This window comes from Barnesiella sp. ET7 (assembly GCF_024733785.1).
Lineage (GTDB): Bacteria > Bacteroidota > Bacteroidia > Bacteroidales > Barnesiellaceae > Barnesiella > Barnesiella merdigallinarum.
The window spans coordinates 1-16,102 of the sequence record NZ_JANRHM010000019.1; the positions used below are offsets into that span (position 1 = coordinate 1).

Here is a 16,102-nt window from a genome sequence, read left to right on the forward strand (position 1 = left end):
AACTATTGACGCCATGCCTGCACCCATACCATCGCCCGAAGAGGTAGCCTCGGCCCGCCGTATCCAGGTGTGGAAGGAGTTCATCCCCCTGCCGCTGCGCTTTCCACTCATCCTCTTCATCATCATCGTCTACATGTTTTCGGGAGGCGTATACATGTCGGCCGTCTCGGAGATGTCGGGCAGCCTGTCGTGGATTACCGAAGACATCATGATGGCCGGCTACGCCTCGATGACGGGACTGACCATGGCCTTTCCGCTGCTGTTCCGCATTCTGTTCCGCTTCCAGCCGCGCAGCCTGCTGCTCTTCTCGGCCGGGGTCTTCATCGTGAGCGACTACCTGTGCATGGTCTGCGACTTTCTGCCGCTGGTGGTGCTGCTCTCGTTTGTCAGCGGCTTCTTCAAGATTGTAGGCACCTTTGTCTGCTGGAGCAACGTACAGCTCAAGATTACCCCCAAACGCGACTTTGCCGTCTTCTTCCCCTTCCTCTTCACCTTTGTGCTGGGGAGCGTACAACTGGCCAACATCGTCACGGGGTACAGCCTCTACGCCTTCGACTGGCAGGCCATGCACCGCATCACGATAGGCGCCTTCATCGTGGTCTTTGCCCTGGTCTACTTCGGCATGCGGCGCAACTACCGGCAGAGCCCCTATATCCCGTTCAAGGGCATCGACTATCTGGGCGGCATCCTGTGGAGCCTGTGGCTGCTCTGCATCGTCTTCATCTGCGTATACGGCGACCACTACGACTGGCTCGACGGCGAACCCATACGGGTAGCCCTGCTTTTTGCCGTGGTGCTGCTGATACTGTGCATCCAGCGGGCCGCCACCATACGCCACCCCTACATCAGTCTGGGAGCCTTTTCGCAACACAACATGCTGTTCATCTTTATTCTGTTCGGGTGCATGACCCTGATGTCGGCCACAGCCACCTCGACCCAGAATGTCTTCACCAACTCGATACTGGGGTTCGACGCCCGCCACAATGCCGACCTGAACTGGGGTGTACTCACGGGAATCGCAGTGGGTACCGGCATCTTCTACCTGGTATTAACCCGCTGGAAATGGCGGGTAAAGAGTATCGTGCTTGCCGGCTTCTTCTCGTTTCTGCTCTATCAGGTGATGCTCTATTTCCTCATCGACGCCTCGACCGAGAAGTACATGCTCTACCTGCCGCTGGTATTCAAAGGGGCCGGAGTGAGCCTGGTATACACCTCGCTCACCTATGCACTGACCGGAAGCGTGACCTTCGTGCACTACTTCGAGGCCATGTGTGTCATCGGCTTTATCCGCACCAGCTTCGGGGCTCCGCTCAACTCGGCCATTCTTGCCCGACTGCTCAAATACGCAAGTCTGGAAAACACGGCCACCCTGGGCGGCGAAATCGATGCCATGCACCCCATGGCCCACTCGTTCATGACGCTGTACGGCGAGTTTCAACGGCAGATACTCCTGGTGAGCCTGAAGGAGGTCTACGGCTATGCCGTCATCGTTGCCATCGTCATTCTACTGGCTATTCTGGCTTCGGACTATCGGTGGCTCATCCGCCCCCGACGCATGTGGCGGCTGGCCCAAATCTGGCGGGTCGTTCACCGTCAATCGAAACAGCTCGAGACCACTGGCGAATAAAACGGAAAAACCACTCTTCATCATAAGTAACCCTACACATAGAGGGCGCCCGACTGTGAAGCCGGACGCCCTCGCCTTTTTTTATTGCAGGATTCGATGTATCAATATCCGCCACCCAGGGCATGATAGAGATTGATGACCCCCTGTATTTCGTCGAAGCGGTCGGAGACGGCCGAGAGCTCGGCCTCGAGCAGTGTCTGCCGGGCGGTGAGCACCTCGAGGTAGTTCTGCGAACTGTGCAGCATCAAGAGCTCGGAACTGCGCACGGCCGACTGGAGCGACGCTATCTGCTGCTGATCTATCACGAGCCGTTGCCGGGCCGTCTGCCATTGCAACAGGGCATTGTTCACTTCGGTACCGGCATCGAGCAACGACTGGCGGAAAGTGAGCAACGCCTCCTGCTGCTGTGCCTTGGCCACTTTCAGGTTGGCCACATTCTGCCCCCGGTTGAAGAGCGGCTGCACCAGCGAACCCACAGCCGTGAAGAGCCATTGCCCAGGGTTGGTGATGACGGCACCGGCCGCATTGGTCCAGCCGGCCGACCCGCTGAGGGTAATCGAGGGGTAGAAGGCGGCATAGGCCTGGTTGGTCACATAGAAGGCGGCAGCCAGGGCAGCCTCGCTCTGACGCACATCGGGGCGCCGCTGCAGCAGTTGCAGGGGCACACCCACCGACAGGGTGTCGGGGAACGACTGGGCATCGAGCGTAGAGCGCTCGATCTGCCGGGGCACATCGCCCAGCAGCGACGAGATGGAGTTTTCCATCTCGGTAATCTGCTGTTGCATCGTCAGCAGCGAGGCATCGACCGCCAGCTTGCTGGCCTCGATTTGGGCCACGGCCATCTCGGTCGTCTGTCCGGCCTCTTTCAAGGCACGCATCACCCGCAGGTTCTCGGCCCACAGTTCGGCCGTCGAGCGGCTTATCTCGTATTGCTTGTCGAGCATCAACAGGGAGTAATAGCTGTTGGCAATGGTAGCCACCAACTGGGTCTGCACGGCCTGCCGGTAGGCCTCGCTCTGCTCGAGCACCGCTCTGGCTTCGCGCTTGGCGTTGGTGATGCGGCCGAAGAGGTCGATCTCCCAATCGGCCGAGGCGGCCAGGTCGTAGCTTTTGGTAGTGCTACCGCCCTCGACGCTGCGGAGGGTCCCCTGCGGGGTAAGCGATACCGATGGCAGGTAGGCCAACTTCGAAGCGGTGAGCAGCGCCTGCGCCTCTTCCACCTTGAGGCGGGCGATGTTCAGGTCGGTATTATTGGCGATGCCGCTGTCGATGAGATTCTGCAGCAGAGGGTCGGTAAAGAGCTCCCTCCACGAGAGGTCGGCAATCGAGGCGGAATCGGCCGAGGCGGTCGAGCGCAGGTAGAGGCTGTCGGTCTCGGCAATCGCGGGACGTTCGTACGTCCGATATTGACAACCGGCCAGGCCGGTCAACAGAAACAAACCTATAAATATCTTTTTCATATCGAATGGTGATTCAGGAAGTCGTATCATTTCTTTTCTTCTATCTTGGGCAACTTACGCTCGGGCATGAGCTTCTCCTGCAGGGTTTGGAACACGATGAAGAGCACCGGCACGATAAAGAGCAGGGCTATCGTACCGATGAGCATACCGCCCACGGTACCCACGCCAATCGAGATGTTGCCGTTGGCCCCTACGCCCGAAGCGAACATCATGGGCAACATACCGAATATCATGGTGAGCGAGGTCATCAGGATAGGACGCAACCGCACCTGAGCCGCCGAGATGACTGCCTGCGAGATGGTCATGCCGTGACGGCGACGCTCCGAGGCATACTCGGTCAAGAGGATGGCCGTCTTCGACAACAAACCGATGAGCATGATCAGACCCGTCTGCAGATAGATGTTGTTTTCGAGCCCGAACATCTTGGCAAAGAGGAAACTGCCGGCCAAACCGAAGGGTACCGAAAGAATCACCGCCAGCGGGATGAAGAGGCTCTCGTAGAGGGCACACAGAATGAGGTAGATAAAGACCACGCAGATGACAAAGACCAGCGTCGTGGTATTGCCCGTGCTGGACTCCTCGCGCGACATGCCGCCGAACTCGAAGCCATAGCCCGTAGGCAACGTCTGGGCAGCTACCTCCTTCACCGCCTGGATGGCCTGGCCCGAGCTGTAGCCCGTGGCCGGTGCACCGTTCACCTGAATGGCCGAGAAGAGGTTGAAACGGGTCAACACCTCGGAGCCGTAGATGCGGGTGAGTTTCAGGTATTGGGCGATGGGGCTCATCTCGCCCGCATCGTTGCGTACGAAGATGTTGTTGAGCGCCTCGGTGTCGAGCCGGTATTGGGGCGGAGCCTGCACCATCACGCGGTAGAGCTTGGAGAATCGGTTCATGTTCGACGCATAGTTACCGCCGATGTAGCCCGAGAGGGTGCTGAGCACGTCGGTGGGCGACACGCCGTTGCGCTTGCACAACGCGGCATCGACCTCGACGAGGTATTGCGGGAACTTGGTATCGAACGAGGTGGTGGCCCGTCCGATTTCGGGCCGCTTGTTGAGCTCGGTAAGGAAGTTGCGGGTGTACTTCAGCAAGTCCTCAATCGTGCCGCCCTTCTGGTCCTGCACATAGACCTCGAAACCGCTGCTCACGCCATAACCCGGAATCATGGGTCGGGTGAAGGCCATGATGTCGGCACTCGAGATGAAGGCCGTGCGGCGCTGTATCTCCTCGATGATGGCATCGACGGCATCCTCTTTCTTGGGACGTTCGCTCCAGTCCTTCAACCGGATGGTGAACATACCGTTGCAGGCACCCTGCCCGCTCAGCATCGAGTTACCGGTAATGCTCGAGAGCACCTCGATTTGCGGAATCGTGCGCAGACAGCTATCGACCTGCTCGATGACCTTGCGGGTCTCGTATATGCTGTTACCCGGCGAGGTACGCACGTCGACAAAGACGGTACCCATATCTTCGTTGGGCACCAGACCGGTCTTGGTGGTCTTGAGCAGCACGAAGAATCCCACGCAGGCAATCACCAGCAGCACGCCGGCCAGCCATTTGCGCTTGATCATAAAGAATACGCCCCCTTTATACTTCATCACCAGCCGGTGGAAAGCCGTATCGAAGGCCATGTGAAAGCGCGACGAGAAGCTGAGCTTCTTGCCGTCGGCCCCGGTCTGGTGGGGTGTCATAATGAGGGCACACAGGGCCGGACTCAAGGTCAGGGCGTTGAGCAGCGAGATGGCCACGGCCGCCGCCATCGTGAGACCGAACTGCGTATAGAAGGTACCCGTGGTACCGCCGATAAAGCTCACGGGGATGAACACCGCCATGAATACAAAGGTAGTCGTAACCAGAGCCGAGGTGATGCCGTCCATGGCATCGATGGTAGCCAGGTAGGCCGACTTGTACCCCTCGTCGAACTTCGCCTGAACCGCCTCGACCACCACTATCGCATCGTCGACCACCGTACCGATAACCAGCACGAGAGCAAACAGCGTAAGCATGTTGAGGCTGAAGCCCACCAGATAGAGGAAGGCAAAGGTTCCCACCAGCGACACGATAATGGAGACGGTCGGTATAAAGGTGGATCGGAAGCTCTGCAGGAAGATATAGACCACCAGTACCACCAGCAGAATGGCCTCGATGAGGGTCTTGACCACGCTCTTGATCGAGGCGTCGAGGAAGTCCTTGGTACTCATCAGGTCGACAATCTTGATACCCTTGGGCAGGGTCTTGGAAATCTCGGCCAACGAGCGGTCTATCTCCTCGATAATCTCGTTGGCGTTCGAGCCCGAGGTTTGCGAAATCATGATGATACAGCCCGGGTGACCGTTCACCTCGCCGATGTAGTCGTAGGAACGGGTACCCAGCTCGATGGTGGCCACATCTTTCAGGCGCAATACCTCGCCACCGGGAAGCGACTTGATGACCATGTTCTCATAGTCGACCTCGTTTTCGTAACGGCCCCGGTATTTGAGCACATACTGGAAAGTGTTCTCGGCCTCGGCTCCCAACGTACCGGTAGCGGCCTCGATGTTCTGCTCGTCGAGCACGCCGGTAATGTCGGAGGGAACGAGTCCGTACTTCTTCATCTTGCTCGGGTCGAGCCAGATGCGCATGGCATACTCGTAACCGAACACATTCACCTCGCCCACGCCGGCAATACGCGACAGGCGAGGCTCGATGTTGATTTTCATATAGTTGGCCAGGAAAGCCTGGTCGAACGAATCGTCGGGACTGTAGACGGCCAGCTGCTTGATGTTACTCGTCTGGCGCTTGCGCACGTTCACACCGCTGCGGGTTACCTCGGCCGGCAGCAAACCCTGTGCCGAAGCCAGCCGGTTCTGCACGTTCACGGTAGCCATATCGGGGTCGGTACCTTGACGGAAGTAGACCGTGATACGGGCCGAGCCGTTGTTCGACGAGGTAGAGGTCATGTAGGTCATGTTCTCCACACCGTTGAGGGCCTCCTCGAGAGGCACCACCACACTCTTCTGCACCGTCTCGGCATTGGCTCCGGTATAGGAGGCCGATACGCTCACCGTAGGCGGAGCAATCTCGGGAAACTGCTCGATAGGCAATTGAGTCAAACCGATAATTCCCAGGATAAGAATCAATACCGAGATAACCCCGGCAAAGATGGGACGGTCGATAAAGGTTCTTATCTTCATAAGGCACTATCGTTTGGCTGGGTTGTAGACTGTTCTATATCGATGGCGATACCCTCGTGCAGCAGACCGGCACCCTCGGCCACGATTACGTCGCCTACCGTCAGGCCCGAGAGCACGATGTAGTTCTGCCCGTCGTCGTATTTATAGACGGTGATGGGTGCCGACTGGGTTTTGCCGTCGACTACCTTCCACACGAAGATGCGGTTCTGCAACTCGTAGGTGGCTGTCTTGGGTATCACAAGGCTGTTCTTGTAGACGGTAGGAATCTCTACCGAACCGCTGCCGCCGTTGCGCAACAGCCCGTCGGGATTGGCAAAGGCAGCCCGCAGGCTTACGGCACCCGTACCCTCATCGACCGTACCACTGATGGCGTCGATTTTTCCCGGCAAGGCATAGGTGCTGCCGTTGCTCATGAGCAGTTTCACCTCGGGCATCTGTTCCTTGGCCTTCTGCAGCGAACCATACTGTTGAATGAGGTCGAGTATCTGACTCTCGGTCATGGAGAAGTAGGCATAGACCTCGGCATCGTCCGAGACGGTAACCAGCGGCTCGGTAATGGAGCTGCTGACCAACGCCCCCACCCGATAGGGAATCATGCTGGCCACGCCGTCGACGGGGCTCTTCACCTCGGTATAGGAGAGGTTGTTGCGGGCATTCACCTCCTGGGCCTTGGCTTGAGCCAAAGAGGCCTTGGCTTCGGCCAACGTGTTTTGGGCGGTTTGCAAATCGAACTCCGAGACTACCCGCTCCTTGTAAAGCGCCTCCTTGCTCTCGGCCGAGAGCTGGGCCGTAGCCAGTTGGGCTTCGGCGCTGCGCACGTTGGCTACCGCTGTCTCGAGGGCTGCCTTGTAGGGCACCTGGTCGATGATAAAGAGGGTCTGCCCCTTGCGCACGACATCGCCCTCGTCGATGCGAATCTCGGTAATGATGCCGCTCACCTGCGGCCGTACCTCTACGAACTGACGGCCGCGGAGGGTTGCCGTGTAGTCCGATGTCAATGTCTGATTCTTAGGCTCTACGGTCAGTAGCTTGTACTTTGCACCCTCGCTCGATTTCTGCTCCTTGCAAGCCACAAGCAAAGGCAAGACTGCCATAGCCAGAATGATAATCTTTTTCATTGTTGCTGTTTTATGTGATAAATACTAAATAATGCGTATGGAATAGAAAATACCTATCTTAAACCAATTCTCAAATTTATAAACTATCTCACAATATCGGAACATTTATTGATAAACGGCAAAAAAGTGATGCCTAACGGCACGGCAGATTCTTAAAAATAAACTACCTTTGTGATAATGCGAGGGGCCGCCTTCGCACCACGCAAATACCAGAGCCATGACCAACTACACACGCATCAGCATCTATATCGACTTGATTTTCAGCTTTATCATCTTGCCGCTCCTCATCATGCTGGTACCGGTAGAGAAGTGGATTATTCACCACACCTACTTCATGCTCCTGCTCATTGTCTACGTCTATCTGCTCTATTTCACCTACCGCAAGGTGAATATACCGGGGCTCATCATGCAGCGGCAGTTCAGGCTCGTCGTGCTGCTCATGGTGGTCCTCATCTTTATCACCTGGGCCATCAGCCAGATACCTATCCCGAAAGACGACTTCATCGAGTCGCCTCGCGACTGGGGCATACGCCAGCACATCCGGAGCCTGAGCGTGTGGTTTTTCTTTTTCGTAGTCACGGGGTTCAGCCTGGCCATCGAGCTGATGTTCGAGCTCTTCAAGCAGATACTCTCGAAGCAGGAAATCGAAGCCGAGAAGAACAAGGCCGAGCTGGCGCTCTACAAGGCACAGATCAACCCGCACTTCCTCTTCAACACGCTCAATGCCCTCTACGGGCTGGTGCTCACCAAATCGGACAAGACGGAGTCGGCCTTTATCCAGTTCTCCGACATCCTCAAGTACATGTACACCCAGACTACACTCGACACCATACCCATCTGCAACGAAATCGAATACATCAGGCAGTATGTCGACCTGCAGTCGCTGCGCCTCAACCGCCATACCCACATCGACTTCCACACCGAGACCGACGACGAGCAGGCCCAGATACCGCCCATGATTCTCATCACCTTTGTCGAAAATGCCTTCAAGTACGGCACCTCGTCCGATGTCGACTGCACCATCTATATCCAGATTGCCGTGAAGGAGGGGGTGTTGCACTTCGAGACCGAAAACACCATTATGAAGGAGAAGAAGGAGCCGACCCCGGCCATCGGCATCGAGAACTGCCGCAAACGGCTGGAGCTACTCTACCCCGGCCGCTTCTCGCTCACGACCGGCCGGGAAGGCAACCAGTTTAAAACCCGACTGACTATTCAACTACAATGAAAAAAGCCACCTGCATAGCCATCGACGACGAGCCTCTGGCTCTGCTCGTCATCACCCAGTTCTGCGAACGATTCGGCGGGCTGGAGCTGACCACCTTCAGCGAACCCCTCGTGGGGCTCGAGGAGATACGCCGCTGCAAGCCCGACCTGGTGTTTCTCGACATCGAGATGAACAGCATCAGCGGCCTCGACATAGCCCGCGACCTGCCCGAGGAGTGCTGTTTCATCTTCACCACGGCTCACGCCCAGTATGCCCTCAACGGCTTCGAGCTCGACGCCGTCGACTTCCTGCACAAGCCCTTTGCCTACGAGCGGTTCGAGAAGGCGGTCGAGAAGGCCATCCGCCGCATCGAGACCGAGCGCGACCGCACCCCCGACAGCATCGTGGTCAAGCAGGAATACAACAACGTGACCATCCCCACCAACGATATTCTCTATATCGAAGCGATGGAAAACTACACCAAGATTTTCCGCGAGAGCGGCGGCTACATCCTGTCGCGCACCAACATGAAGGCCCTTCAGGAGATTCTGCCCGAGGAGAGTTTCCTGCGCATACACCGCTCTTACATCGTACCGATAGACCGCGTGGAGATGTTTTCCAAAAAGAAAATCAAGCTCGCCGGGCAAGAGACACTGCTGCCCGTGGGCCGGCAGTTTGCCAACCACATCTACGACCTACTCATTGCCCGCAACTCGGGGGGCAGCCGGACCAATCTGTGACGGTTCCCTGCCCGGGTTCACCAACGACCGCCGGTGCCTCTTCGTCCCCCCTACTCGATTTTATCCGACGAAGTCTCCCCTCGCTCTGTTTTCTTTGGACAAAAACATTATCTTTGTGACCATAAACAACGAATTACCCGCAATGAAACACACCTGCATCACCGCTGCTTTACTGGGGCTGCTGCTCATGGGCTGCCAGTCGAGCAAAACCCAGTATTACGAAAAGCATCTCGTATTTCCCGAAGGAGCCACCCTCGAACAGAAAGTCGACATGGCCTCGCGCCTGACCCCGTCGCCCCAGCAGCTGCAATGGCAGCAACTGGAGCTGACCGCCTTCCTGCACTTCGGCATCAATACCTTCACCAACAAGGAGTGGGGCGACGGCCAGGAAGACCCCCGCCTCTTCAACCCCACCCAGCTCGACGCCGAGCAATGGGCCCGCACGCTCAAGGAGGCGGGCTTCAAGATGGTCATCCTCACGGCCAAGCATCACGACGGATTCTGCCTGTGGCCCACGGCAACCACGCGCCACTCGGTAGCCTCGTCGCCCTGGAAAGAGGGTAAAGGCGATGTGGTGAAAGAGCTGAAGGAGGCATGCGACAAATACGGCCTGAAGTTCGGTGTATACCTCTCGCCCTGGGACCGCAATGCCGAGTGCTACGGCGACTCGCCCCGCTACAACCAGCTGTTCATCCAACAGCTCACCGAGCTGCTCACCCACTACGGCGAGATTCACGAGGTGTGGTTCGACGGCGCTTGCGGCGAAGGCCCCAACGGCAAGAAACAGGTCTACGACTGGGATGCCTTCTACAAGACCATACAACGGTTGCAACCCAACGCCGTGATGGCCATCATGGGCGACGACGTGCGGTGGGTAGGCAACGAGAAGGGATTCGGCCGGGAGACCGAGTGGAGCGCCACGGCTCTCGTGCCGGGCATCTACCAGCGGGCCGACAGCGTGAACCAGGCTCTGGGACTGGCCAACAAGAGCGAAGACCTGGGCAGCCGCGAGCTGCTGGCCCGGGCCAACGAGCTATTCTGGTACCCGTCGGAGGTCGACGTCTCCATCCGTCCGGGGTGGTTCTATCACCCGGCCGAGGACAATCAGGTGAAATCGCTCGCCCGCCTCGTCGACATCTATTTCGAGTCGGTGGGCTACAACTCGGTGCTGTTGCTCAACATCCCGCCCGACACCCGGGGCCTCATTCACGAGAACGATGCCCGGCGGCTGCATGAACTGGGGCAGTACATCCAACGCACCTTCGCTACCGACTACAGCCTCGCCGGCAACCGCACGTTTACCGGCCGGGAGGGCGACTCGTTCGAAATCGAGATACAGGACAACGTCCCCGTCAATACCCTGATGCTGCAAGAGGACATCGAGCAGGGGCAACGCATCGAAGCCTTCACCGTAGAGGCCTCGATCGACGGCACCTGGCTCCCGATTGCCCAGGGTACCACCGTGGGCTACAAACGACTCGTGCGGTTCGACAACCTCGTGGCCGACAAACTGCGGGTAACCATCGACCGCTCGAGGGCCGACTTCTCGATTGCCCGCGTGGGTCTCTACTACGCGCAACCCATCATCGAAGCCACCGACACCGAGGGGTTGAACCTCATCGCCCCCAAGAGCTGCCGGTTGGGCAACCAGCCCGCCCCCCAGGCCATCGACGGTAACAGCACTACCACCGCCCGTGGCGAGGGCCTCGTGCCCATCGTCGTCGACCTGGGCGAACCCAAGGCGATAACAGGATTCTGCTACACCCCCGTAGCCGAAGGCAACACCGAGGGAACCCTGTTCCGCTACCACCTCTACCGCAGCAATGACGGCCAGACGTGGGAACGCATTGTCGCAAACGGCGAGTTCAGCAACATCAAGAACAACCCCATCCCCCAGGTAGTCGCGCTGGAGAATATCCCCCAAACCCGATACCTGAAACTCGAGCCCCTCGAAGAGATCGACGGCCGAGCCCAGACCTCGGTAGCCGAGCTGGGCGTCGTGGCTCCCTGATCTCCCGACCCATCCATACAACCAACGCATACCGCAGCACCCGCTCACACCCCGTGAGACCGGGTGCTGCCGCTTTAAATGGCCCGCTCCAAGACTATTAAAAATGTTACATTCACTATCAACGAGGTTTCGTGCAACATTTTTAGGAGCTTTCGCAACATTTGTTCTATGTACCGGCGTGAACCATTTTCTATTTTTGCTCTCGCTAAGCCAAAAACAAGAACTTAACACAAATTTTATTTTTACGCTACCATGAAAAAAGGTATTGTAAATCAAATTCTACTAAAAGCAGGCACAGCCCTGTTGCTCGTGACCCTGACTTGTGGAAGCGCAATGGCACAAGAACAAGAAAAAGGAGATGCCAACCAGAGCGAAAATGCTTCTACCTCTAAAGAGGAGGGCAACCGCAATGTGATGCTCAACGCAGCCAGCGCCAACGGGCCCCGCGAAATACAAATAGGTTTACCCTCGGCCGATGTCAACGTGCTCGAAAACGGCATGCTCGTGACCTACGCCACCAATCCCCACTCCGTCAACTCGCTGTGGCGTGCCGACGCCAGCCTCAGCCATGTGGGACTTCTCAAAATCTCGGAGACGGCCATCACGACCGGTAACATCGGTTATGCCGTCAACTCCTTCACGCAACTGGGCGAAAAGGGATTCCACGGCACGCTCAACTACAAGAGCAACCACTTCGGCATGCAGGAGTTCTCGCTCAACGTCAACGGCGGCATTGGCAAAGACTGGTACTACAGCGGCAGCATCTACCAGGATTTCGACCCGGGAACCTTCAAAATCAAATCGACTCCTTTCCAGGACCGTACCCAAATCTACAAGGTAGCACTCACCAAGAAATACAATGACAACCGGGGCGAACTGACCGCCATCTACCACTACAGCAACAGCCACCCGGTTTACAACTATGCCACGCAATCGGCCCCCTTCATCTATGTAGGCGACGGTAGCGTGCGCGAGTTCGGCGACTTTGCCCTGGGTACCACCTCCTACCTGCCTGTCGACAACGAGATGGTATATCGCGACATGCGCACCGGCGAGGTTAAGAAGACCAACCTCTACGACGCCACCCAAAACCTGGGAAGCATGGTTACGCTGATGAACAACTACACGTGGGACAACGGACTCAACTGGAAAGCCATCGTCAAGTACGACCACTCGACCGGTTCGTGCGTGTACCAGACGCCCATGTCGCTCGACCAGAACGAAGCCGGCATCAACTACCAGTACGAAGCGGCCGACGGCAGCCTGCAACCTTACACCGGCAGCTATGTGCAGAGCCGTATGTCGTGCCTCAACCGCGGTTTCATCAACTCGCTGATGTTTACCAGCGAACTCTCTCGCCAAACGGCCAACAGCACGTGGAGGCTGGGTGTGAACGAGTGGTACTACCACATCGACTATACCTCGTCGACCACCATGTATGACCAGTCGGTACCCATGGACGGCAGCTATCCCGTGCGCCTCTTCAACTCCGACTTTGCCACATACACCGACCGCGCCTATGCCGGTAACGGATACTACTACGACTTCAACAAAAACGCTTCGGAGTATTACAAGGGATTCGAAAACAAGGTAGCCCTCTACTTCACGCACGACTGGAACATCACCGACCGGTTGAACCTCTACTACGGTGCCCGTCTCGAATACCAGGCTCTGCGCGGTGAGAACGCTGCCGTAAAGGATGCCTCCGGCAATTATGTGGGACGTTTTGCCAACTACTACCTGGGTGCTACGGCCCCCGACGGTGTGACGCTGATTGCCCCCACCAACATCGACCACGACTGGTTCAACTATGCCCTCACCGCCGCTGTCACCTACAAACTGAACAAGCAGTTCGGATTCACGGGCGACTTCACCTACATCACCCAGCACCCCAAAATCGAGAACTTCGCTCCGGCCACGCACCCCAACGTGGGTGAGATTTCGGTACCGCTGGGCCGCGCCGGTATCTACTACAACAACAGCTGGTTGAGCCTGACTTCGCTCTTCTCCTACATCTCGAAGACCAACAACAACTCGACACTGAACCTGCAGCACAAGACCCCGGCCGGACAAACCGAGATTATGGCCGCACCGCTCAACTTCGACATACAGACGCTGGGCTGGACCACCGACGTGGTAACCACGCCGTTCAAGGGCTTCGACCTGCACTTCCTCTTTACCTACCAGCAACCTACCTACAAGAAGTACGAGACTTCGGTCACCTTCTCCGACGGTTACGTGGGTAAAATCAACGCCACGGGCAACATCGTAGCCGAGATTCCGCAAATCATCATCGAGATCGACCCCAGCTACATGATTACCGACTACCTGAAGATCTGGACCAGCTTCCGCTACTTCAGCAAGACCTACGCCAACATCAACGACGCCTACTACTTCAACGGCCGCTGGGAGACCTTCGGCGGAGTAAACTGGCAGGTAAACAAGAAGCTGGCTCTGGGTTGCACCGTAGTCAACTTCCTCAACCAAACGGGTGCCAAGGGTAGTATCGCCGGTGCCGAGCTCATCGAGAAAGAGGATGCCGGGCAATATGCCGGACACGTCATGGCCGGCAGCTACATACGGCCGTTCACCGTAGAGTTTACCGCCAGTCTCAAATTCTGATACAGATTCTTCTATACATGATAAAATCATAGGTGTTTATTTTCCGGGACAGAAAGATTCAATCCAAGGACAGCAGTAGAGACAAAGAGGCGTTTCGGCGAGGCTCAGGTTACAAGCCTCGCCGAGACCCCAACCCGGAACAAGGCGAGCCCACTCTGCTCGGGCTCTGAAAAAATAGGGAGAGGTAAAAAAATTGTTTTAGGTTATTATTTACAAGTACGATTTTTCAAACATTCAATAAATAAAAACGACCATGAAAATAGATTTCAGACATTCGACAAAAGTGCTGGCAACAGCAGCCGCAGTGGCCGCTCTCGCAGCTTGCCAACCGCAAAAAGGCAGTATCAGTCTCGAACACCAGGGCGATACGCTCACCATCGTTCACATCACCAATCCCTCGAAATACCTGATTCTCCCCATCCAGGAGTCTCGTCCCGAAGGTAAAGTGAAACTCGACACCGGCAGTCCTGCCGATGTAACCATGGACATCCGTCTGGCCGTAGACAGCGTAGACTACTATGTGCCTTTCGCCTTGCCCGAGGGTACCAAAGAGGCTACCGTAACCATAGGACAGGTTGCCGCCAACGCCATGTGCTGGGACAGCCTGCGTCTGGCCGACACGTTCGACACGACCAACACCGACTACTACCGCCCCGTCTATCACCACACCCCGCTCTATGGCTGGATGAACGATGCCAACGGTCTGGTATACAAAGACGGTGAGTATCATCTCTATTTCCAATACAACCCCTATGGTTCCAAATGGGGCAACATGCACTGGGGCCACTCGGTGAGCAAAGACCTCATCCACTGGGAACACCTGGCACCGGCTATCGCCCGCGATACGCTGGGTCACATCTTCTCGGGCAGCTCGGTAGTCGACCACTTCAACAGCGCCGGCTATGGCAAAGATGCTCTGATTGCCTTCTATACCTCGGCCAGCGACAAGTACGGTCAGATTCAGTGCATGGCTTACAGCACCGACAACGGCCGCACCTACACCAAATACGAGGGTAACCCCATCCTCACGCCGTTCGACGGACTGAAAGACTTCCGCGACCCGAAAGTATTCTGGTACGAACCGGCTCAGAAATGGTACATGATTGTATCGGCCGACAAGAACATGCGCTTCTACAACTCGACCGACCTGAAACACTGGGAATACCTGAGCCAGTTTGGCGAAGGCTACGGCGTACAGCCCAACCAGTTCGAATGCCCCGACTTCATCCAACTGCCTGTCGACGGCGACAAGAACCACATGAAATGGGTGATGATTGTCAACATCAACCCGGGTTGCCCCTTCGGCGGTAGCGCTACCGAATATTTCGTAGGCGAGTTTGACGGCAAAGAGTTCAAATGCGACAACGACAAGAGCGTGACCAAATGGCTCGACTTCGGTAAAGACCACTATGCTACCGTATGTTTCTCCAACACGGGCGACCGCACCATTGCCGTGCCCTGGATGAGCAACTGGCAATATGCCAACGCTACCCCCAACCTCCAGTACCGCAGCGCCAACGCCCTGCCCCGTGAGCTCTCGCTCTACACCAAGGACGGCGAAATCTACATGGCTGCCAATGCCGTGAAAGAGACCCAAGGCTTGCGCAAAGGTACCACGACCATCGCCGACATCGACCTGAAGGACGAGTATACCGTAAACCCGATGAAGACCGGACCCGAAGGTGCCTGCGAACTGGAGATGGACATCACGCCGAATAACGCCGACACCGTAGGCTTCGCTCTCCTCAACGACAAGGGCGAAAAGGTAGACATCTACCTCGACCTGAAGGGCGGCCGCATCGTCATGGACCGTACGCAAAGCGGTATCACCGACCTGAGCCGCTACGGCGAAGTGACCGTACACGCCAAGGAGACCGACGACCACCGCAAGAAACTGTCGGTAAACTATGTGAACGACTTTGCTCTGGGCACCTGGGCACCCCTCTCGCTGTGCAACGGCAAGACTTACCACCTCGATGTATTCGTAGACAAATGCTCGATCGAGATTTTCGTCGACGGTGGCCGCATTGCCATGACCAACCTCGTGTTCCCCACGGCTCCTTACAGTGCACTGCGTTTCTATTCCAAGGATGGTGAAGCCCAAATCAAAAATTTGAATATATACCAACTGAGTCTGTAATTCC

Annotated in this window: 9 protein-coding genes; 6 read left to right on the forward strand and 3 right to left on the reverse strand. The window is 56.7% G+C overall.

Translation table 11 applies throughout. The features are described from left to right. Window positions 1-1,627 (forward strand): MFS transporter (locus NW211_RS11380; protein WP_258327909.1); only part of this gene is annotated, 1,627 nt, incomplete at its 5' end. A 101-nt stretch (window positions 1,628-1,728) separates the two neighbouring features. Here the strand turns inward: NW211_RS11380 and NW211_RS11385 are convergent. The 3 genes from NW211_RS11385 to NW211_RS11395 are packed head-to-tail and all read right to left on the reverse strand — an operon-like array spanning window position 1,729 to window position 7,378. Then, window positions 1,729-3,087 (reverse strand): TolC family protein, encoded by a 1,359-nt coding sequence (locus NW211_RS11385; RefSeq protein ID WP_258327910.1) that lies wholly within the window; start codon window positions 3,085-3,087, stop codon window positions 1,729-1,731. 26 nt (window positions 3,088-3,113) lie between these two features. Then, entirely contained in the window at window positions 3,114-6,260 is a 3,147-nt protein-coding gene (locus NW211_RS11390) for an efflux RND transporter permease subunit (protein WP_087409442.1), read from the reverse strand. Next, entirely contained in the window at window positions 6,257-7,378 is a 1,122-nt protein-coding gene (locus NW211_RS11395; RefSeq protein WP_087409443.1) for an efflux RND transporter periplasmic adaptor subunit, read from the reverse strand. Before NW211_RS11395 ends, NW211_RS11390 begins: the two co-directional genes overlap by 4 nt. 217 nt (window positions 7,379-7,595) lie before the next feature. Between NW211_RS11395 and NW211_RS11400 the strand changes: the two genes are divergently transcribed. The 5 genes from NW211_RS11400 (at window position 7,596) to NW211_RS11420 (ending at window position 16,098) form a co-directional block, all read left to right on the forward strand. Then, on the forward strand, window positions 7,596-8,606 hold the full coding sequence (locus NW211_RS11400; protein ID WP_087409444.1) for a sensor histidine kinase: 1,011 nt from the start codon (window positions 7,596-7,598) through the stop codon (window positions 8,604-8,606). After that, window positions 8,603-9,325: a LytTR family DNA-binding domain-containing protein gene (locus tag NW211_RS11405; RefSeq protein WP_258327911.1), complete on the forward strand. Its 723-nt coding sequence runs from the start codon at window positions 8,603-8,605 to the stop codon at window positions 9,323-9,325. The genes NW211_RS11400 and NW211_RS11405 overlap by 4 nt, the downstream gene beginning before the upstream one ends. A 142-nt stretch (window positions 9,326-9,467) precedes the next feature. Continuing rightward, window positions 9,468-11,336: an alpha-L-fucosidase gene (locus tag NW211_RS11410; RefSeq protein ID WP_258327939.1), complete on the forward strand. Its 1,869-nt coding sequence runs from the start codon at window positions 9,468-9,470 to the stop codon at window positions 11,334-11,336. 252 nt (window positions 11,337-11,588) lie between these two features. Continuing rightward, window positions 11,589-13,958: a TonB-dependent receptor gene (locus tag NW211_RS11415; protein WP_375379591.1), complete on the forward strand. Its 2,370-nt coding sequence runs from the start codon at window positions 11,589-11,591 to the stop codon at window positions 13,956-13,958. 253 nt (window positions 13,959-14,211) lie between these two features. Further along, window positions 14,212-16,098, forward strand: coding sequence for a DUF4980 domain-containing protein (locus NW211_RS11420; RefSeq protein ID WP_087409447.1), 1,887 nt, complete (start codon window positions 14,212-14,214; stop codon window positions 16,096-16,098). Window positions 16,099-16,102 lie beyond the last annotated feature (4 nt).

What these genes read in the sequence shown, in the direction of transcription:
- NW211_RS11385 (WP_258327910.1), bottom strand. Translation starts at nt 3,087, where the DNA reads ATGAAAAAGATATTTATAGGTTTGTTTCTGTTGACCGGCCTGGCCGGT.
- NW211_RS11410 (WP_258327939.1), top strand. Translation starts at nt 9,468, where the DNA reads ATGAAACACACCTGCATCACCGCTGCTTTACTGGGGCTGCTGCTCATG.
- NW211_RS11395 (WP_087409443.1), bottom strand. Translation starts at nt 7,378, where the DNA reads ATGAAAAAGATTATCATTCTGGCTATGGCAGTCTTGCCTTTGCTTGTG.
- NW211_RS11405 (WP_258327911.1), top strand. Translation starts at nt 8,603, where the DNA reads ATGAAAAAAGCCACCTGCATAGCCATCGACGACGAGCCTCTGGCTCTG.
- NW211_RS11420 (WP_087409447.1), top strand. Translation starts at nt 14,212, where the DNA reads ATGAAAATAGATTTCAGACATTCGACAAAAGTGCTGGCAACAGCAGCC.
- NW211_RS11400 (WP_087409444.1), top strand. Translation starts at nt 7,596, where the DNA reads ATGACCAACTACACACGCATCAGCATCTATATCGACTTGATTTTCAGC.
- NW211_RS11415 (WP_375379591.1), top strand. Translation starts at nt 11,589, where the DNA reads ATGAAAAAAGGTATTGTAAATCAAATTCTACTAAAAGCAGGCACAGCC.
- NW211_RS11390 (WP_087409442.1), bottom strand. Translation starts at nt 6,260, where the DNA reads ATGAAGATAAGAACCTTTATCGACCGTCCCATCTTTGCCGGGGTTATC.